The sequence below is a fragment of the Billgrantia aerodenitrificans genome (assembly GCF_021404405.1).
Lineage (GTDB): Bacteria > Pseudomonadota > Gammaproteobacteria > Pseudomonadales > Halomonadaceae > Halomonas > Halomonas aerodenitrificans.
Window position 1 is genome coordinate 105,313 of sequence record NZ_JABFTV010000001.1, and the last position, 18,326, is coordinate 123,638.

Consider the following 18,326-nt stretch of genomic DNA (forward strand, 5'->3'; position numbering starts at 1 on the left):
CGCCCCCGCGAAGGCCTATCGCCGGATCAGCCCGAGCGGATTTGAGTTATATCGCAGGCCCGATAGCCTGTTTTTCGTGTCGACCATTTACCGCCAAGCCCCGAGCCTCTTATGACCACGCCCTTCGTACACCTTCGCGTCCACACCGAGTACTCCCTGGTCGACGGTCTGGTACGGCTCAAGCCGCTGATCAAGGCCACTGCCGAGCGTGGCATGCCGGCGATGGCCGTGACCGACGAGGCCAACCTGTTCGGCCTGGTCAAGTTCTACCGCGGTGCCCAGGGCAGCGGGCTGAAGCCGATCATCGGCGCCGACCTGTGGCTCGCCAATCCGCATGACGAGACGCACCCTTACCGGCTGACCCTGCTGGCGATGAACGACACCGGTTATCGCAACCTCACCGAGCTGATCTCGCGGGGTTGGATGGAGGGGCAGCGCCAGGGCAGGGCAGTGCTGGAGAAAGCCTGGGTGCTGGCGCAGAGCGAAGGGTTGATCGCCCTCTCCGGCGGTCGCGAAGGGGAGATCGGTCGCCACCTGCTGGCCGACCATCGCGACGAGGCACGCACGCTGCTCGAGGAGTGGCAGGCGGCCTTTCCGGAGCGCTTCTACCTGGAGTTGACCCGCACCGGGCGGCCGCTGGAGGAGGAGTGCGTGCACCTCTCGGTGGAGCTGGCCGTGACCACGGGCACGCCGGTGGTGGCCACCAACGACGTGCGCTTCCTCGAGCGTGACGACTTCTGGGCCCACGAGACCCGCGTTTCCATCGGCGAAGGCAAGGCGTTGGACGACCCGCGCCGCGAGCGCAAGTACACCGAGGAGCAGTACCTCAAGAGCCCGGCGGAGATGGCCGAGCTGTTCGCCGACATCCCCGAGGCGCTCGAGAACAGCGTGATGATCGCCGCGCGTTGCAACGTCGACGTGCGTCTGGGCGAGATCTTCCTGCCGGAGTTCGAGATCCCCGAGGGCATGACCCAGGACGAATTCTTCCGCAAGGTCTCCCACGACGGCCTCGACGAGCGTCTCGACTTCCTCTACCCGGTAGAGAAATACCCCCGCGACGGCGCCGAGTACGCCGAGATCGACAAGCGCTATCGCGAGCGCCTCGACTTCGAGCTCGACATCATCATTCAGATGGGCTTCCCCGGCTACTTCCTGATCGTGATGGACTTCATCAAGTGGGCCAAGGACAACGACGTGCCGGTGGGGCCGGGGCGCGGTTCGGGTGCCGGCTCGCTGGTGGCCTACGCACAGAAGATCACCGACCTCGACCCGCTGGAGTACGACCTGCTGTTCGAGCGCTTCCTCAACCCCGAGCGGGTCTCGATGCCCGACTTCGACGTCGACTTCTGCATGGAGAAGCGCGACCGGGTGATCGATTACGTGGCCGACCGTTACGGGCGCAACGCGGTGTCGCAGATCGTCACCTTCGGCACCATGGCGGCCAAGGCGGTGGTGCGCGACGTGGCCCGCGCCCAGGGTAAGCCCTACTCGCTGGGCGACAAGCTCTCCAAGCTGATCCCCTTCGAGGTGGGCATGACCCTGGCCAAGGCCATCGAGGCCGAGCCGGCGCTCAAGGAGTTCATCGAAAACGACGAGGAGGCCGCCGAGATCTGGGAGATGGCGGTCAAGCTCGAAGGCATCACCCGCGGCACCGGCAAGCACGCCGGGGGCGTGGTGATCGCGCCGACCAAGCTCACCGACTTCTCGCCGCTGCTGTGTGACGAGGAGGGCAACGGCCTGGTCGTGCAATTCGACAAGAACGACATCGAGGAGGCCGGGCTGGTCAAGTTCGACTTCCTCGGCCTGCGTACCCTGACCATCATCGACTGGGCGCTGGAGATGGTCGACAAGGTGCGCGCGGTCAAGGGCGAAGGGCCGCTCGACATCGACAGCATCCCGCTCGACGACAGCCCCACCTTCGAGATGCTCAAGCGCGCCGAGACCACGGCGGTGTTCCAGCTCGAATCCCGCGGCATGAAGGAGCTGATCAAGCGCCTGCTGCCCGACTCGCTGGAAGACATGATCGCCCTCGTCGCCCTGTTCCGCCCGGGCCCGCTGCAATCGGGCATGGTCGACGACTTCATCAACCGCAAGCACGGCCGTGCCGAGCTCGCCTACCCGCACCCGGACTACCAGCACGAGTGGCTCAAGCCGGTGCTGGAGCCCACCTACGGCATCATCCTGTATCAGGAGCAGGTGATGCAGATCGCCCAGGTGCTGGCCGGCTACACTCTGGGTCAGGCCGACATGCTGCGGCGTGCCATGGGCAAGAAGAAGCCCGAGGAGATGGCCAAGCAGCGCAGCGGCTTCATGGAAGGCTGTGCGGCCAACGGCATCGACAAGGAGCTGGCGGGCAACATCTTCGACCTGGTGGAGAAGTTCGCCGGCTACGGCTTCAACAAGTCGCACTCGGCGGCCTACGGCCTGGTCTCCTACCAGACCGCCTGGCTCAAGACCCACTACCCCGGCCCGTTCATGGCCGCGGTAATGTCCACCGAAATGGATAACCTCGACAAGGTGGTGCCGCTGATCGAGGAGTCGCGGCGCATCGGCCTCACCGTGACGCCGCCGGACGTCAACATCGGCGGCTACAAGTTCACCGTCGATACCGAGGGTCGCGTGGTCTACGGCCTGGGCGCCATTCGCGGCGTGGGCGAGGGGCCCATCGGCGCCATCGTCGAGGCCCGCGAGGCCGACGGCCCGTTCAGCGACCTGTTCGACTTCTGCCGCCGGGTCGACCCCAAGCGCATGAACAAGCGCACCCTGGAGGCGTTGATCCGCTCCGGTGCGCTGGACAACCTGGGGCCGAATCGAGCGGTGCTCGCCGCCGCCCTCGAGGATGCCCTCAAAGCCGCGGCGCAGACCCAGAGCAATCAGAGCCTGGGCATGATGGACATGTTCGGCGAAGCCTTCGCCGACGACGAGGCCGAGAGCGATCCCTACGAGGCCTACCGCCGCGCCCGCGAGTGGACCGACAAGGAGCGCCTGGCCGGCGAGAAGGAGACCCTGGGGCTCTACCTCACCGGCCATCCCATCGACGAGTACGAGAAGGAGCTTGCCCGCTTCGTCTCCACCCGCATCGTCGATCTCAAGCCGTCGCGGGAGCCGCAGCGGGTGGCGGGTCTGGTGGTGGCGGTGCGCACCATGAAGTCCAAGCGCGGCGACACCATGGCCTTCATTACACTGGACGACCGTACCGGGCGCATCGAGGCCTCGCTGTTCGGCGAGATCTACGATCAGCTGCGCGGCCAGATCGAGGCCGATCAGGTGCTGATCGTCGAGGGCGAGGTCTCCAGCGACGACTTCTCCGGCGGGCTGCGCCTGCGCGGCAAGGAGGTCACGCCGATGGTGGCCGCCCGCGCCCGCTACGGCGAGGCGGTGGAGCTGTCGCTGGACGGCACCCGGGTCAACGGCCGGCTGGTGGAGAGCCTGCGCGAGAGCCTCGTGCCGCACCGCGACGACGGCGGCCTGCCGGTGCGTCTGCGCTACCGCAACGAAGCCGCCGCCGGCTGGCTGGAGCTGGATGCGCAGTGGCGCGTGGCCCCCAGTGACGAGCTGCTGATCGCGCTGCGCGAGGTAGAGGGGCAAGATGGCGTGCGCCTCAAATACCGCTAGACCTGCGAAAGTGTCTGCGCTCGGCCATACGGCGTTAAAAAACGGCTTAAAATGCTCATTTACTAAAGTAAACTCCGCTTTTGCGCCGTTTTTTGCCTTGTCTGGCCGTCGCTCGACGACTTTCGCGCAAGGCCTGAGCTCTAACCGCCAGTGCTGCGAGCGGCGCCGGGGACAGGTCGCAGCGGAGGTCTTTTGCCATGGGTGAGGAGCACTGCTCCGAACGGGCTGGCCATGGATGGCCAGCCCCGGTCCTGCAAGCGGAGCAGGATGCGAGAGCGAAGCAGGGCAAAAATAGCGCCCAGGGATGGGTTCACAGCGCCTCCGCAGAGACCTGTCGCCGGAAAAGCCGCTGTTCCGCGCCTTGCGCCGTGCGTTGAGGGTGCGATAATGCCCGACATTCGATTTTATGGCTTCCGGGGCGAACAGCGTTCATCATGCCCCGGCGACAGCAAAGACAAGGCGGCCCAGCCACTATGAATCCCAACTACCTCGATTTCGAACAGCCCATCGCCGAACTCCAGGCCAAGATCGAAGAGCTGCGCCTGGTCGGCAACGACAGCCAGCTCAACCTCAGCGACGAGATCAGCCGCCTGGAGGAGAAGAGCCGCAAGCTCACCGAGTCGATCTTCAAGGACCTGACCCCCTGGCAGGTCTCCCAGCTATCGCGTCACCCCCAGCGCCCCTATACGCTGGACTACCTCGAACACATCTTCACCGACTTCGATGAGCTGCACGGCGACCGTCGCTTCGCCGACGATCCGGCCATCGTCGGCGGCGTCGCCCGGCTGGACGATCGTCCGGTGATGGTCATCGGTCACCAGAAAGGGCGTGAGGTGAAGGAGAAGGTGCGGCGCAATTTCGGCATGCCGCGCCCCGAGGGCTACCGCAAGGCATGCCGCCTGATGGAGATGGCCGAGCGCTTCAAGATGCCGGTGCTGACCTTCATCGACACCCCCGGCGCCTACCCCGGCATCGATGCCGAAGAGCGCGGCCAGAGCGAGGCCATCGCCTACAATCTGGCGGTGATGTCGCGGCTCAAGACCCCGATCCTCTCCACCGTGGTGGGCGAGGGAGGCTCCGGTGGCGCCCTGGCCATCGGCGTGTGCGATGAGCTCGCCATGCTGCAGTACTCCACCTACTCGGTCATCTCGCCGGAAGGCTGCGCCTCGATCCTGTGGAAGAGCGCCGAGCGAGCCGCCGATGCGGCTCAGGCCATGGGCATTACCGCCGAACGGCTCAAGGAGCTGGGTTTCGTCGATACCCTGATCGAGGAGCCGCTGGGCGGCGCCCACCGTCAGCCCCTCGTCACCGCCGAGCGGGTCAAGGAGTCGCTGCTGGCGAGCCTGGATCGACTCGAGGCGATGGAGACCGATGCTCTTCTTGAAAGACGCTATGAGCGTCTGATGAGCTATGGCGCCCCGGCATAAGAGAGAATCGCTGCAAGCCCTGATCGACGACGCCCTGGCGGAGACCCCGCCGGGGCGTGTCGTCTGGGTGGCACTCTCCGGCGGGCTGGATTCGAGCCTGCTGCTTACGCTGGCGGCCCAGGCCTGTCGGCGTCATCCCCGCCCGCTGCACGCCCTGCACGTTCATCATGGCCTTCAGAGTGCCGCCGATGGCTTCGAGCGGCACTGCCGTCGGCTTGCCTCACGGCTCGGCGTGCCGCTCTTCGTCGAGCGCGTCGCGGTCGAGCGTGACGCCGGGCTGGGGCTCGAGGGGGCGGCGCGGGAAGCGCGTTACGCGGCGTTCGCCCGCCGTGTGGCACCGGGTGAGACGCTGCTGCTGGCCCAGCATCGTGACGATCAGGCGGAAACCTTTCTGCTCGCCGCCCTGCGCGGCAGCGGCGTACGCGGCCTGGCGGGCATGCCGGCGGAACGCGAGTGGCAAGGGCGACGCCTCGTGCGCCCGCTGCTGACACGCTCACGGAGCGAGCTCGAAGCCGAGGCGGCCCGGCTCGGGCTGCGCTGGGTCGATGACCCCAGCAATACCGATGAGGCGCTGGACCGCAACTTCCTGCGTGGCAGCGTATTGCCGCTGCTGCAGTCGCGCTGGCCCCAGGCGGCCACAGCCCTGGCCGGCAGCGCCCGGCTTGCCGGCGAGGCGGAGCAACTGCTCGAGGAGCTTGCCGCAGGCGACCTCGCTGCGCTGGGCGACGACCCGGGTTGCCTCGGCGTTGAAGCGTTGCTGAGGCTTTCTACGCCTCGGCGGCGCTCGCTGTTGCGTCACGCCTGTCGCCGGTTGGGTGTGTCCACACCGCCGGCGGGTCGTCTCGAAACGCTGCTCGAGCAGCTCGAGGCGCGCAGCGACGCCCAGGTCCGGGTGAGCTGGAGCGGCGCCGAGGCGCGCATCTGGCGCGGCCAGCTCTACCTGCTGCCCTCTTGTGAATCGCTGATGCCGGAATGGACCCTCGAATGGGACGGCAGGGCACCGCTGGTGTCGCCCTGGGGCGAGATCGGTGTCGGCTTGGCGCCCGTCGAGGGCCCCCCGGTGCGCCTGACGCTGAAGGCTCGCCAGGGCGGCGAGCGACTGCGCCTTGCCTGGCGTGGCAGCCGCGACCTCAAACGTCTGCTGCAGGAGGCTCTGGTGCCGCCCTGGGCGCGGGAGCGTGTCGCGGTGGTCTGGCACGAGCAGACCCCGGTAGCGGCGCTGCTGCTGCCGGAAGGGCGCTGGCTGGCCGTGGCGGCTGGGTGGTGTTCTGTGGCGAGAGCGTAGTCCGTAGCGAGAGAGTAGTGAGCGGCGCTGCGTTATGCCTGCTGCAACGGTGCACAAGCCAGCATGTCGTGCAGCACGCCCTCACGCAGTGCCCCATCGGCATAGTTCATCGTCGTCAGCTCGAATGTCTCGAAGATGGCTCCGAGAATGGCCACGCCTGCGGGAAAGATGCGCGAGCGGTCCGGCTTGAGTCCCTCCAGCGTGACGTTGTCCAAACGCTCGCATTCGATCAGGCGCTGGCGTAGCGTCTGCAAGCCGCTGCGGTTGACGATGCCCGGCTGGCCACCGCTTGTGGCAAGCACCGAAGCGGCCGCCTTGATGGTGCCGCTGGAGCCCAGCGCTTCGCTCCAGCCCAGCTCGCGATAGTTGGCCTCAATGGCCTCTAGCCGGGCCAGCACGTCCGCTTCCGCCCGGCGCATGTTGGTTTCGTTGACCGTACCGTCGCTGAAATGTCGGCGAGTGTGAGTGACGCAGCCAACGTCGAGGCTCTGCAGCAGCAGCGGCCCCGAGGGATCCCCGATGATGAACTCGGTCGAGCCACCGCCGATATCGACGACCAGGCGACGCCCGTTCGCGGCCAGCGTGTGGGACGCCCCCAGGTAGATCAGGCGGGCCTCCTCCTCGCCGGAGATGATCTCCACGCGGCAGCCCAGCAGGGCTTCGGCCCGCTCGACGAAGGATTGCCGATTGAGCGCCGTGCGCAGCGCACTGGTGCCTACCACACGCAGACGATCACGGGCCACTCCCGCCAGGTAGGGAAGGAAGCGGTCAAGACAGATCAGCGCACGCTGGATGGCGGCTTCGTCCAGATGATTGCGGCTATCCAGGCCGGCGGCCAACTGCACCTTTTCACCGCAGCGCGTCACCACCTGCAGCCGGTCGTCCTGATAGCAGGCAACCAACAGGTGAAAGCTGTTGGAACCCAGATCGATGGCTGCCAGTTGCCGTGGGTCTTGCCGTTGGAGCATGGCGTCATCGTTGGCGGTTTGAGGCCGATCCTTGGGTGCAGTCATCTAAGCGTCCTGATAGCGGATGGCTAAAGGTTGCGGCGCTGGCGCGAACGTGTCAATCGCACGGGGGTTGATCGATGGGGTTGCGTTCGTCGCCGGCCTTGACTAACATCGAGACGTTCGCCTGTTCCGAATGCTTTCCGACCGCGTCGCGGTCAACATCAAGTCGTCAGACAGCCCCTTCTTGTCGCTCGTTGTCATGTGCCGAAGCCATGGTGGCACTTGAAACGCACAGGCGATGAATCCATGCGACACGAAGCGCTGCTCCCTCTTACACGATACCGTGCCTCGACCTCTTGCGCAGAGTGGTCGTAGCGCAACGAGCATCGCTCATGAGCGGCAGCTCCATCGGGCTCTGAACGCACCCAAGCGGCGTACCGTTCTTTATCCGCACATTCCCACGGCCGCCGTGCCGCCACGCTGACATGAGCAACTTCCGAACACACCGATGAATCTTACCGAACTCAAGCAAAAAACCGTGCCAGAGCTCTTGGAGCTCGCCCGCGAGATGGGCATCGACAACCTGGCCCGCTCACGCAAGCAGGACATCATCTTCGCCATCCTCAAGAAGCACGCCAAGAGCGGCGAGGATATCTATGGCGACGGTGTTCTGGAAATTCTTCAGGACGGCTTCGGCTTCCTTCGCAGCGCCGACAGCTCCTACCTGGCCGGTCCCGATGACATCTACGTCTCGCCGTCGCAGATCCGTCGCTTCAACCTGCGCAAGGGCGATTCGATCTCCGGCAAGATCCGTCCGCCGAAGGAAGGGGAGCGCTACTTCGCGCTGCTCAAGGTCAGCCAGATCAACTTCGACAAGCCGGAAAACGCCAAGCACAAGATCCTGTTCGAGAACCTCACGCCGCTGTTCCCCCAGGAGCGGCTGCGCATGGAGATCGGCAACGGCTCCACCGAGGATCTCACCGCACGCATCATCGATCTCACCGCGCCCATCGGCAAAGGCCAGCGCGGCCTGATCGTCTCGCCGCCCAAGGCGGGCAAGACGTTGATGTTGCAGAACATCGCCACCTCGATCACACGCAACAACCCCGAGTGTCACCTGATCGTGCTGTTGATCGACGAGCGCCCGGAAGAAGTGACCGAGATGTCGCGCACCGTGCGCGGCGAAGTGGTCGCCTCCACCTTCGACGAGCCGCCGGCGCGCCACGTGCAGGTTGCCGAGATGGTGATCGAGAAGGCCAAGCGGCTGGTCGAGCACAAGAAGGACGTGGTCATCCTGCTCGACTCCATCACCCGTCTGGCGCGTGCCTACAACACCGTGGTGCCGAGCTCCGGCAAGGTGCTCACCGGCGGTGTCGACGCCCACGCCCTGGAGAAGCCCAAGCGTTTCTTCGGTGCCGCACGTAACATCGAAGAGGGTGGCAGCCTGACCATCATCGCCACCGCGCTGGTCGATACCGGCTCGAAGATGGACGAGGTGATCTTCGAGGAGTTCAAGGGCACCGGCAACATGGAAGCCCATCTGGACCGCAAGCTCGCCGAGCGCCGTGTCTACCCGGCCCTCAACATCCGTCGTTCCGGCACCCGCCGCGAGGACCTGATCGCCTCCGAGGACGAGATGCAGCGTATGTGGATCCTGCGCAAGCTGCTCAACCCGATGGACGATACCGCGGCCACCGAGTTCCTCATCGACCGCCTGAAAGATACCAAGACGAACCTCGAGTTCTTCGAAGCCATGAAGCGCCGCTAAGCGGGATCGGCGGTGCGCAAAGGGGCGGCATGCTATGCTGCCCCTTTCGTCGTTCCGGAAACGGGAATTGCAATGAAGTACAAGGATCTGCGCGACTTCATCGCCGCTCTGGAGGCTCAGGGCGAGCTGATACGAGTTTCAGCCGAGGTGGACCCCTATCTCGAGATCACCGAGATCTGTGACCGCACCCTGCGTGCCGGTGGCCCGGCGCTGCTGTTCGAGAACGTCAAGGGTCACGACATGCCGCTGCTGGGCAACCTGTTCGGTACGCCCAAGCGGGTCGCCATGGGCATGGGCCAGGACAGCGTCGAGGCGCTGCGCGAGGTGGGCGAACTGCTCGCCTTCCTCAAGGAGCCCGAGCCGCCCAAGGGCTTTCGCGACGCCTGGGACAAGCTGCCGATCTTCAAGCAGGTGATGAGCATGGGGCCGAAGACGGTGCGCAGCGCCCCGGTACAGGAGGTAGTGCTGGAGGGCGACGACGTCGACCTCGGCCGCCTGCCGATCCAGCACTGCTGGCCCGGCGACGCCGCGCCGCTGGTTACCTGGCCGCTGGTGGTGACCCGCGGGCCGCACAAGAAGCGCCAGAACCTGGGCATCTATCGTCAGCAGAAGCTGTCGAAGAACCGTCTGATCATGCGCTGGCTGTCGCACCGCGGCGGCGCGCTCGACTTCCTGGAGCACCAGCAGACGAACCCCGGCGAGCCCTTCCCGGTGGCGGTGGCGCTGGGCGCCGACCCGGCGACGATTCTCGGCGCGGTGACGCCGGTGCCGGACTCACTCTCCGAGTATGCCTTCGCCGGGCTGTTGAGAGGCTCGCGCACCGAGCTGGTCAAGTGCGGCCACGCCGATCTGGAAGTGCCTGCGTCTGCCGAAATCATTCTGGAAGGCTTTATCTACCCCGACGACACGGCGCCGGAAGGCCCCTACGGCGACCATACCGGCTACTACAACGAGGTCGACGAGTTCCCGGTGTTCACCGTGACGCGCATGACGATGCGCCGTGATGCCATCTACCATTCGACCTACACCGGGCGTCCGCCCGACGAGCCGGCGATCCTCGGCGTCGCACTCAACGAAGTGTTCGTGCCGATCCTGCGCAAGCAGTTTCCCGAGATCGTCGACTTCTACCTGCCGCCGGAGGGCTGCTCCTACCGCATGGCAGTGGTGACCATGAAGAAGCAGTATCCGGGCCACGCCAAGCGCGTGATGATGGGCGTATGGAGCTTCCTGCGCCAGTTCATGTACACCAAGTTCGTGGTGGTACTCGACGACGACGTCGACGCCCGCGACTGGAAAGACGTGATCTGGGCCATCACCACCCGCATGGATCCGGCCCGGGACACCGTCATGGTCGAGAACACGCCGATCGACTATCTCGATTTCGCCTCGCCGGTGGCGGGGCTGGGCTCCAAGATGGGGCTCGACGCCACCAGCAAGTGGCCCGGCGAGACCGATCGTGAATGGGGCACGCCCATCGTCATGGACGAGGCCGTCAAGGCCCGCGTCAGCGAACGCTGGGACGAATTGGGTATCCGCCTGCCCCCTACACCCTGACGACAAGAGGCCTGCATGACCCCCAGGACCCTGACCTGCCAAGTGATGGCAGTGGAGGATCTGACCCCCGACGTGTTCCGCGTGCGCCTGGAAGGGCGCGCCGAGGCCATGGCCCATGATCCGGGCCAGTATCTGGAACTCAAGCTCGATGACGAGACCTGGGTGCCGTTCTCCATCGCCAGCGCCCATAGTGGCGACGGCACCCTGGAGCTGCACATCCAGCACTGGCCCGAGCGCGAGAACTCCGCCCGGTTGCGCGAGCTGGTGGTGGTAGCCCACCACCTGACGGTGCGCCTGCCCGGCGGTGACTGTGTGCTCGATCCGACCAGCCAGCGGCCGCTGCTGCTGATCGCTGCCGGTACCGGCTTCGCCCAGATGAAGGCGATCGTCGAGGCTTCCCTGCACGAGACGCCTGAGCGGCCCATCGAGCTTTGGTGGGCGGCCCGCGAACGCCGTGATCTCTATCTCGAGAGCCTGCCTCGACAGTGGGCCGAGAACCACGAGAACCTGCACTTCCACGTGGTTACCGAGGTGGCGCCGCAGCCGCCAGTGGCCGGCGAGCGTGTTCAGGGCCATCTGGGTCGTATCGACCAGGCGCTGACCATGGGGCTCGACGACGTCAGCGGTCATGACGTCTACCTCTCCGGCTCGCCGGGCATGGTCTACGCCTGCGTCGACGTGCTGGCCTCGCTGGGGCTCGAGCCATCGAGGGTCTTCTCCGACGTCTTCGCCTATGCGCCGCGCCAGCCGCTGGTGCCCACTGCCGGGGTACTGCGCCGGGGGAGTGCGGGGTGAGCGCCTCGCCGATCCTGATCACCGGCGGTGCCCAGCGCCTGGGGCGCCACTGCGCCGAGCGGCTGGTCGACGACGGCCATCCGGTGATCGTCAGCTATCGGCGCGAGCGGCCGGAGCTCGAGGCGTTGCGCAGCCGCGGCATCGTCACCCTGCTGGCGGATTTCGCCACCGAGGCAGGCATTCTCGACTTCATCGCGCGCCTCAAGCAGCAGACGCCATCGCTGCGTGCCATCGTGCACAACGCCAGCGACTGGGCGCCGGACGGCCACGACGAGACGGCGGGCGCCACCTTCGAGCGGCTGTTTCGCGTACACATGCTCGCTCCTTACCTCATCAACCTCCACTGCCGCGAGTTGCTCGAGGCCTGCGGTGAGCCGCAGCGCGACATCGTGCACATGACCGACTACGTGGCACGGAAGGGCTCGAAAAAGCATGCCGCTTACGCCGCCACCAAGGCGGGGCTCGAGAACCTGACGCTGTCGTTCGCGGCCTTGTATGCCCCCCGGATTCAGGTCAACGCCATCGCGCCGGCATTGATCATGCTGGGCGAGGACGACGACGAGACCTATGCCGAGCAGGCCCGGGCCAAGTCGGCCATGGGCATGGTGCCGGGGCCGGGCGTGATCTATCAGAGCCTGCGCTACCTGCTCGACAACCGCTATGTCACCGGGATCACGCTGCCGGTCGATGGCGGGCGCCATCTTCGCTAGACTATTAGCCACTGGCATGAGCTGAAAGGAGACGAACATGGCACCGCCCAAGGAGTATCATGATGAAAGTGGCCCGCTGTGGCTGCTGGCCCTGTTGGCAGTACTGGCGCTGAACCTGCTGCCGCTGTTCCTCGGTGTGAGCCGCGCCGTGCTGGCCTGAATACGGGCTTGCCAAGCCTGCCGCGATGCGGCACGATGAATCCAGAACAGTGGGAGACGACCATGACGCTGACCGCGAATCTGACAGCAAGCGATGCGAACCGTGCCTTTGGCGCGATAATGTCGTTTGGCTTCGATGGACAGTCGCTTGGCTTCGACGGTCAGTATTGGTACTGGTTTAGCGCCGGTGTGCCGGCGGCCGGGTCCTGAATCGGACACAGCTGCAAGGGCACACCCAACCGGGTTGCCTTCCATCATGAAACCCCTGGTCGGCAACCCGACCGGGGGTTTTACGTTTTGTGCGTAATGTTGGTAGACCCCATAAACGGAATCGACTCGAGGAGACGCACCATGACTGCATACCGCGCCACTTTCGCCGCCCGTACCCGCCACGATTACTATGGCTGGGGCTATGGCTGGCGATTTAGCGCCGCGCGGTCGGTCCAGTGCGCCACCTCCGACCGTGAGATGACCGGTGGCATGACGACACGATGTTTGCCGACCTCACGGAGTTGACCATGAATGCCCCCGCGACACTTGCTGAACGCCTGACCGATGGCCATGCCGACATGGCCCCTGCCACATCCAGTCGGGTCGAGATGACGCTACCCACACCTGGCGAGCTCAGACGCCGTTTACCCCTGGCGCCGCCGGTGGCCGAGCGGCTCGCCGCGCAGCGCCGCGCCATCCGTGACATCGTGACGGGGCGCGACGACCGTATGCTGGTGGTGGTTGGCCCCTGCTCGATCCACGATCCGCTGGCCGCGCTGGAGTATGCCCGGCGGCTTGCTGAGCTCGCCCCGCGGATTTCCGACCGCCTGCTTCCCGTGATGCGGGTCTACGTGGAGAAGCCGCGCACCACGGTGGGGTGGAAGGGGCTGGCCTACGATCCCGACCTGGACGGAAGCGGCGACATGGCGCGCGGGCTGCACCTGTCGCGCCACATGATGCACGAGATCGCCGTCCTGGGCCTGCCGGTGGCCACCGAGGTGCTGCAGCCGATGCTGGCCAGCTACTTCGACGATCTGTTGGCCTGGGTAGCCATCGGTGCTCGGACCACCGAGTCGCAGCTGCATCGCGAGCTTGCCAGCGGCCTGGAGGCAGCGGTGGGGTTCAAGAACGCCACCAGCGGCGACGTGGGCGTCGCGGTGGATGCCATTCGCGCTGCCGCGCACCCGCACCAGCATTTCGGTCTCGATGACCAGGGCCGCCCCGCGCTGCGGGAGACATCCGGCAATCCCTATGCCCATGTGGTGCTGCGTGGCGGTCGACATGGGCCCAACCATGACAGCGGCTCGGTCGCCGAGGCGTGTCGGGCGCTGGAGCAGTCGGGACTGCCTGCGCGTTTGATGGTGGACTGCAGCCATGCCAATGCGCGCAAGGATCATCGCCGTCAGGGCGAAGTGCTGCGCGACGTGATAGCTCAGCGGATACGCGGCGAGACGGCCCTGATGGGGCTGATGCTCGAGAGCCACCTGGAAGAGGGGCGTCAGGAGCTCTCGCCCGGAGCCCTGCGCTACGGCGTTTCGGTGACCGACCCCTGCCTGGGCTGGCAGGCCACCGAGGCGCTGTTGCTGGAAGCGGCTGACCGGTTGCGCTGAGAAGAAGGGCACACGGCTGTACCTGAGCGAGGGATGCCGGGATAATTCCCGGCATTCTCGTTGCAACAGGAGTTGGGCATGCCGTTTTCCTTCGAATACCACGACCCCGAGACCTATCGCCGCAAGGCCCGGCTCATCAGTCTGGCCATGGCCGGTCAGCTCATCGTCTTCGGCCTGGTGTTCTCCCAACTGCTGGTGGCGGCCTTCGGCTCCAGCCTGTGGCTCAACGCTCTGGGCGTATTCCTGGGGTTGCTGGCCACCAGCCTGACCTTTGCCGTACTGCGTGAGCGCCCCTGGATGACCGAGATGCGCTATGTCTGGCAGCTCAAGCACCAGCTCTCACGGCTCAGCAGCTACCTTGCCACCCTGCGCCGGGAAATGGACCAGGGCAATCACGTGGCCCTGCACCTGATGACCGCCTACCACCAGGGCATGGTCCAGCTTGCCGAGCTCAACGGTCGCACCCTGGACGACGATGCCGAGCAGCTCGGCGAACGCGCCAGGATCCAGCGGCTGCGCGAAGAGCGCGGGCTGCCCGAGCGGGTCGATGGCTTCGACCCCAACGATCTGGCAGCCTTCAAGCGCAGTTAGAGGCTAACCGGCAAGCAGGCGGGCGGCGCGCTTGGCGAAATAGGTCAGGATGCCGTCGGCCCCGGCGCGCTTGAAACAGATCAACGACTCGAGCATCACCTCGTCGCCGTCGAGCCAGCCATTGTCGAAGGCGGCCATGTGCATGGCGTACTCGCCACTGACCTGGTAGGCGTAGGTGGGCACCTTGAGCTCGTCCTTGATGCGTCGCACCACGTCCAGGTAGGGCATGCCGGGCTTGACCATCACCATGTCGGCGCCTTCGGCAAGGTCCAGGGCCACCTCGTGCAGCGCCTCGTCGCTGTTGGCCGGGTCCATCTGATAGGTGCGCTTGTCGGCCTTGCCCAGGTTGGCGGCGGAGCCCACCGCGTCGCGGAAGGGGCCGTAGTAGCGCGAGGCGTACTTGGCGCTGTAGGCCATGATGCGTACGTTGTGCAGATGCTCCTGCTCGAGCACCTGACGAATCTCGCCGATGCGTCCGTCCATCATGTCGGAGGGGGCCACCACGTCGGCGCCGGCATCGGCGTGAGACAGGGCCTGCTTGAGCAACGTCTCCACCGTGCGGTCGTTGAGCACGTAGCCGGTGTCGTCGATGATGCCGTCCTGGCCGTGGATGGTATAGGGGTCGAGCGCCACGTCGGTCATGATGCCGAGCTCCGGCACGGCGTCCTTGAGCGCTCTCACGCTGCGCTGCACCAAGCCGTTGGCGTTGTAGGCTTCCTCGGCCAGCTCACTCTTCAGCGCCTGATCCACCACCGGGAACAGGGCCAGGGCCGGGATGCCCAGCTCGTACGCCTCGCGTGCCTCCTGAATCAGCAGGTCCAGCGACAGGCGCTCGACGCCCGGCATCGAGGGCACGGCCTCTCGGCGCTGTTCACCGTCGAGCACGAATACCGGCCAGATCAGATCGGCGGCGGTCAGGATCGACTCCCGCATCAGGCGGCGCGAGAAGTCGTCACGCCGCATGCGGCGCATACGCGTGGCGGGAAATTGGCGCATGGTCTGGAAACTCAAGGTTATCTACTCCGGCTGTGGCCACTGCCGCCCTGACGTCAGCTGGCGGCAGTGTGCCTGGAAAGAATGATGGTGCAATGACAAGCGAGTGTATGGAACGAGTATATCAGTGCCACCCCAAGCCGAAAGTCGCGCCTTGTCGCACCCCGCACGACTCTCTAAAGTGTTGGCTTCGGGAACCAAGGCTGAACCCTTCATTCGAAGCGCCTTCACAACAAGGAGAAAGGCATGAGCAAACAAGTGGCGGTCATCCTGTCGGGTTGCGGTGTCCAGGATGGCTCGGAAATCTACGAGACCACGCTGACCCTGCTGCGGCTGGATCAACTGGGTATCGGCCATCGTTGCTTCGCGCCGGACATCATGCAGCACCATGTGATCGATCATCGCAGCGGTGAGGTGGTCGAGGGTGAGGCGCGCAACGTGCTGACGGAATCGGCGCGCCTGGCGCGAGGCAATATCGCACCGCTCGACGAGCTGGACGTCGATGAGTTCGATGCCGTCATCCTGCCCGGTGGCTTCGGTGCGGCCAAGAATCTCTCCAACTTCGCCGAAGCCGGTAGTGACATGGAGCCGCTGCCCGAGCTGGTCGAGGCGCTGGCTCCCTTTTACCAGGCGCGCAAGCCCATCGGTCTGATGTGCATCGCCCCCGCCCTGGTGCCCAAGCTGCTGGGGCCGGGCATCGCCGTGACCATCGGCCACGACCCCGGCGTTTCCGGCGCCATCAGCTCCATGGGCGGGCTGCACCGCAGCTGCGGCGTGGAGGACATCGTGGTGGACTTCGAGAACCGTGTGGTGACCACCCCGGCCTACATGCTCGCCACCCGCATCGGCGAGGCCGCCACCGGCATCTTCAAGCTGGTGGAGCGTATCGACGAGCTGATGGATCTCTGAGCCAGTGCGGTAATGCGGTAATGAAAGCGCCCCGCTTCCTTCGAAGCGGGGCGCTTGCGTATCGGCTTTATGTTTTTCGGGCTCAGGCCTCGTCGCGCTCTTCGCTGGCCTCAGCCGTCTTGCGGCGCCGCCGGCGTACCAGGCGGCCGAACAGGATGCCCACCTCGTAGAGCAGATACATGGGAATGGCCAGCAGGCTCTGGGAGATCACGTCGGGCGGGGTCAGCAACATGCCGACCACGAAGCAGCCCAGAATGATGTAAGGGCGCTTCTTCGACAGGCTCTCCACCGTGGTGGCACCGGAGGCGATCAGCAGAAAGGTGGCGATGGGGATCTCGAAGGCCACGCCGAAGGCGAAGAACAGCTTGAGAACGAAGTTCAGGTACTGGTTGATGTCGGTCATCACCGCCACGTTCTCCGGCCCGGTCTGGGTGAAGAACTGGAACAGCAGCGGGAAGACGACGTAGTAGGCAAAGGCCGCGCCGGCATAGAACAGGCCCACGCTAGAGGCCAGCAGCGGCAGGGCCAGCGCCTTCTCGTTGTCATACAGCCCCGGGGCGACGAAGGCCCAGGCCTGGTGCAGCACGTAGGGGATGGCGATGAACACCGCCACCACCAGGGTCAGCTTGAAGGGGGCCAGGAACGGCGAGGCCACTTCGGTGGCGATCATCTGCGAGCCTTCCGGCAGCATCCCCATCAGCGGCTGGGCCACGAAGGTATAGATCTCGTTGGCGAACGGGTATAGGCCGAGGAAAATCACGAAGATCGCCAGCACCGCGCGCAGCAGTCGCGAGCGCAGCTCGATCAGGTGCTCGATCAGGGGGGCCTGGCCAAGTTCCTGCTTGTCGTCGGAGTCGCTCATCGGGAAGCGGCGTCCTTGTCATCGTCGGGGGGAGAGGAGGGCGCGTCGTCGCTTTGCCTGACCTCGGCCAGCGCCTCGTCTAGCCGCGCCGAAGCGGACGGCGGCGGCGCCACGTCGTCGGGCTTGTGCTCGGGTGTGGCTGGCGCGTCGTCGTCGCCCTTGCGCGGGGTCGAGGTGGAGTAGGGCTGGGCGATGCTCTCCACGTCGCGCTTGGCCTTGTTCAGGCTCTCGTCGAGCTTGCTCTGCTGCTCCTTGAGCTTCTGACGCAGCTCCTCCGCCTCGAGCTGCGAGTTGATCTCCCGCTGCATGCTCGACACGGTGCGCTTGATCTTGCCGACCCACAGCCCCGCCGTGCGCGCAGCCTTGGGCAGGCGCTCAGGACCGAGCACCAGCAGGCCCACGATTCCCAGAATCAGAAGTTCGAGAAAGCCGATATCAAACATGGAGGCTTACTTGCGCTCTTCTCGTTCCTCGACGCTGTCCGCCGCCTTTTTCTCTTCGGCGCGAACGTCATAGGTGTTGGGCTGCTCTTCGTGGCTCACTTTGGCCTGAGGCTTGCCATCCTTCTCTTCCTCATTGACGGCCTGCTTGAAGCCCTTGACCGCTCCGCCCAGATCGGTGCCGACGTTGCGCAGCTTCTTGGTGCCGAAGATCAGAATGATAATGCCGAGTACGATCAGCAGTTGCCAGATACTGATGCCACCTAACATGAAGGTTACCTCTGAGTCGGGATTCCGGAGGATCCGGAAGTCATTTTTACTTTGACCTTGCGGCCTTCTCTTCGTGCCCGGATATTCCGAAACGCCGGGCCAGCTCGTCGAGCACGTCCCGGTGGTCGAGTCCAAGATGCGACAGCATCACCAGGCTATGAAACCACAGGTCGGCGGTTTCGGCGACCAGCGCTTGACGTTCGTCTTCGCCACCGGTCTCGGCATCCTTGGCTGCCAGCAGGGTCTCCGTGGCCTCCTCTCCGACCTTTTCGAGTATCTTGTTAAGCCCCTTGTCATGCAAGGCGGCAACGTAGGATTCGGCGGGGTCGGCGCTGCGGCGGCTGGCCAGTACGTCGAAGAGTTCATCGAGAATATCACGCATGCGGGCAGCTCCGGT

The 18,326-nt window shown here is 65.4% G+C and carries 18 protein-coding genes; 12 read left to right on the forward strand and 6 right to left on the reverse strand.

Annotated features, from left to right (window positions below):
• Nucleotides 1-111: 111 nt before the first annotated feature.
• The 3 genes from dnaE (at nt 112) to tilS (ending at nt 6,327) form a co-directional block, all read left to right on the forward strand.
• Nucleotides 112-3,615 carry a DNA polymerase III subunit alpha gene (gene dnaE, locus HOP59_RS00545; RefSeq protein ID WP_010630144.1) on the forward strand — a complete coding sequence of 1,168 codons (3,504 nt, stop codon included), beginning with the start codon at nt 112-114 and terminating at the stop codon, nt 3,613-3,615.
• Between the two features lie 473 nt (nt 3,616-4,088).
• Nucleotides 4,089-5,042, forward strand: a complete 954-nt coding sequence (gene accA, locus HOP59_RS00550; protein ID WP_234252414.1) for an acetyl-CoA carboxylase carboxyl transferase subunit alpha — start codon at nt 4,089-4,091, stop codon at nt 5,040-5,042.
• Complete coding sequence (gene tilS / locus HOP59_RS00555; RefSeq protein ID WP_234252415.1) at nt 5,026-6,327, forward strand: tRNA lysidine(34) synthetase TilS; 1,302 nt, start codon at nt 5,026-5,028, stop codon at nt 6,325-6,327. The genes accA and tilS overlap by 17 nt, the downstream gene beginning before the upstream one ends.
• A gap of 32 nt (nt 6,328-6,359) precedes the next feature.
• Here tilS and HOP59_RS00560 read toward each other — a convergent pair whose 3' ends face one another.
• Nucleotides 6,360-7,340: a Ppx/GppA phosphatase family protein gene (locus HOP59_RS00560; protein WP_338073316.1), complete on the reverse strand. Its 981-nt coding sequence runs from the start codon at nt 7,338-7,340 to the stop codon at nt 6,360-6,362.
• Nucleotides 7,341-7,785: 445 nt separating this feature from the next.
• Here HOP59_RS00560 and rho point away from each other — a divergent pair, with 445 nt between their 5' ends.
• The 8 genes from rho (at nt 7,786) to HOP59_RS00595 (ending at nt 14,455) form a co-directional block, all read left to right on the forward strand.
• Nucleotides 7,786-9,045 (forward strand): transcription termination factor Rho, encoded by a 1,260-nt coding sequence (rho, locus tag HOP59_RS00565; protein WP_010630139.1) that lies wholly within the window; start codon nt 7,786-7,788, stop codon nt 9,043-9,045.
• A 72-nt stretch (nt 9,046-9,117) separates the two neighbouring features.
• Nucleotides 9,118-10,599, forward strand: coding sequence for a 4-hydroxy-3-polyprenylbenzoate decarboxylase (ubiD, locus tag HOP59_RS00570; protein WP_234252416.1), 1,482 nt, complete (start codon nt 9,118-9,120; stop codon nt 10,597-10,599).
• A gap of 15 nt (nt 10,600-10,614) precedes the next feature.
• Entirely contained in the window at nt 10,615-11,394 is a 780-nt protein-coding gene (locus tag HOP59_RS00575; protein WP_010630137.1) for an NAD(P)H-flavin reductase, read from the forward strand.
• Nucleotides 11,391-12,104: a dihydromonapterin reductase gene (folM, locus tag HOP59_RS00580; RefSeq protein WP_234252417.1), complete on the forward strand. Its 714-nt coding sequence runs from the start codon at nt 11,391-11,393 to the stop codon at nt 12,102-12,104. Before HOP59_RS00575 ends, folM begins: the two co-directional genes overlap by 4 nt.
• A gap of 37 nt (nt 12,105-12,141) precedes the next feature.
• Nucleotides 12,142-12,264, forward strand: coding sequence for a hypothetical protein (locus HOP59_RS23430; protein WP_267965813.1), 123 nt, complete (start codon nt 12,142-12,144; stop codon nt 12,262-12,264).
• A 62-nt stretch (nt 12,265-12,326) separates the two neighbouring features.
• Nucleotides 12,327-12,473 (forward strand): hypothetical protein, encoded by a 147-nt coding sequence (locus HOP59_RS00585; RefSeq protein WP_158409672.1) that lies wholly within the window; start codon nt 12,327-12,329, stop codon nt 12,471-12,473.
• Between the two features lie 308 nt (nt 12,474-12,781).
• Entirely contained in the window at nt 12,782-13,864 is a 1,083-nt protein-coding gene (locus tag HOP59_RS00590; protein WP_026038329.1) for a 3-deoxy-7-phosphoheptulonate synthase, read from the forward strand.
• Nucleotides 13,865-13,942: 78 nt separating this feature from the next.
• Nucleotides 13,943-14,455 (forward strand): DUF3087 family protein, encoded by a 513-nt coding sequence (locus tag HOP59_RS00595; RefSeq protein WP_010630134.1) that lies wholly within the window; start codon nt 13,943-13,945, stop codon nt 14,453-14,455.
• Nucleotides 14,456-14,458: 3 nt separating this feature from the next.
• Here HOP59_RS00595 and hemB read toward each other — a convergent pair whose 3' ends face one another.
• Nucleotides 14,459-15,451, reverse strand: a complete 993-nt coding sequence (gene hemB / locus HOP59_RS00600; protein WP_010630133.1) for a porphobilinogen synthase — start codon at nt 15,449-15,451, stop codon at nt 14,459-14,461.
• 243 nt (nt 15,452-15,694) lie between these two features.
• Between hemB and elbB the strand changes: the two genes are divergently transcribed.
• Entirely contained in the window at nt 15,695-16,357 is a 663-nt protein-coding gene (gene elbB / locus HOP59_RS00605) for an isoprenoid biosynthesis glyoxalase ElbB (RefSeq protein WP_010630132.1), read from the forward strand.
• Between the two features lie 82 nt (nt 16,358-16,439).
• On the opposite strand, the gene tatC is transcribed toward elbB, so the two are convergent.
• From tatC to HOP59_RS00625, 4 genes are read right to left on the reverse strand one after another with little or no spacing between them, the layout of a single operon-like run.
• Complete coding sequence (gene tatC, locus HOP59_RS00610; RefSeq protein WP_010630131.1) at nt 16,440-17,219, reverse strand: twin-arginine translocase subunit TatC; 780 nt, start codon at nt 17,217-17,219, stop codon at nt 16,440-16,442.
• A complete protein-coding gene (gene tatB, locus HOP59_RS00615; protein WP_010630130.1) occupies nt 17,216-17,662 on the reverse strand; it encodes a Sec-independent protein translocase protein TatB in 447 nt (148 codons plus the stop codon). The genes tatC and tatB overlap by 4 nt, the downstream gene beginning before the upstream one ends.
• A 6-nt stretch (nt 17,663-17,668) precedes the next feature.
• Nucleotides 17,669-17,929 (reverse strand): Sec-independent protein translocase subunit TatA, encoded by a 261-nt coding sequence (tatA, locus tag HOP59_RS00620; protein WP_010630129.1) that lies wholly within the window; start codon nt 17,927-17,929, stop codon nt 17,669-17,671.
• Nucleotides 17,930-17,975: 46 nt separating this feature from the next.
• Complete coding sequence (locus HOP59_RS00625; protein WP_010630128.1) at nt 17,976-18,311, reverse strand: phosphoribosyl-ATP diphosphatase; 336 nt, start codon at nt 18,309-18,311, stop codon at nt 17,976-17,978.
• Between the last annotated feature and the right edge of the window lie 15 nt (nt 18,312-18,326).

What these genes read in the sequence shown, in the direction of transcription:
- dnaE (WP_010630144.1), top strand. Translation starts at nt 112, where the DNA reads ATGACCACGCCCTTCGTACACCTTCGCGTCCACACCGAGTACTCCCTG.
- accA (WP_234252414.1), top strand. Translation starts at nt 4,089, where the DNA reads ATGAATCCCAACTACCTCGATTTCGAACAGCCCATCGCCGAACTCCAG.
- tilS (WP_234252415.1), top strand. Translation starts at nt 5,026, where the DNA reads ATGGCGCCCCGGCATAAGAGAGAATCGCTGCAAGCCCTGATCGACGAC.
- HOP59_RS00560 (WP_338073316.1), bottom strand. Translation starts at nt 7,340, where the DNA reads ATGACTGCACCCAAGGATCGGCCTCAAACCGCCAACGATGACGCCATG.
- rho (WP_010630139.1), top strand. Translation starts at nt 7,786, where the DNA reads ATGAATCTTACCGAACTCAAGCAAAAAACCGTGCCAGAGCTCTTGGAG.
- ubiD (WP_234252416.1), top strand. Translation starts at nt 9,118, where the DNA reads ATGAAGTACAAGGATCTGCGCGACTTCATCGCCGCTCTGGAGGCTCAG.
- HOP59_RS00575 (WP_010630137.1), top strand. Translation starts at nt 10,615, where the DNA reads ATGACCCCCAGGACCCTGACCTGCCAAGTGATGGCAGTGGAGGATCTG.
- HOP59_RS23430 (WP_267965813.1), top strand. Translation starts at nt 12,142, where the DNA reads ATGGCACCGCCCAAGGAGTATCATGATGAAAGTGGCCCGCTGTGGCTG.
- HOP59_RS00585 (WP_158409672.1), top strand. Translation starts at nt 12,327, where the DNA reads ATGACGCTGACCGCGAATCTGACAGCAAGCGATGCGAACCGTGCCTTT.
- HOP59_RS00590 (WP_026038329.1), top strand. Translation starts at nt 12,782, where the DNA reads ATGAATGCCCCCGCGACACTTGCTGAACGCCTGACCGATGGCCATGCC.
- HOP59_RS00595 (WP_010630134.1), top strand. Translation starts at nt 13,943, where the DNA reads ATGCCGTTTTCCTTCGAATACCACGACCCCGAGACCTATCGCCGCAAG.
- hemB (WP_010630133.1), bottom strand. Translation starts at nt 15,451, where the DNA reads ATGCGCCAATTTCCCGCCACGCGTATGCGCCGCATGCGGCGTGACGAC.
- elbB (WP_010630132.1), top strand. Translation starts at nt 15,695, where the DNA reads ATGAGCAAACAAGTGGCGGTCATCCTGTCGGGTTGCGGTGTCCAGGAT.
- tatC (WP_010630131.1), bottom strand. Translation starts at nt 17,219, where the DNA reads ATGAGCGACTCCGACGACAAGCAGGAACTTGGCCAGGCCCCCCTGATC.
- tatB (WP_010630130.1), bottom strand. Translation starts at nt 17,662, where the DNA reads ATGTTTGATATCGGCTTTCTCGAACTTCTGATTCTGGGAATCGTGGGC.
- tatA (WP_010630129.1), bottom strand. Translation starts at nt 17,929, where the DNA reads ATGTTAGGTGGCATCAGTATCTGGCAACTGCTGATCGTACTCGGCATT.
- HOP59_RS00625 (WP_010630128.1), bottom strand. Translation starts at nt 18,311, where the DNA reads ATGCGTGATATTCTCGATGAACTCTTCGACGTACTGGCCAGCCGCCGC.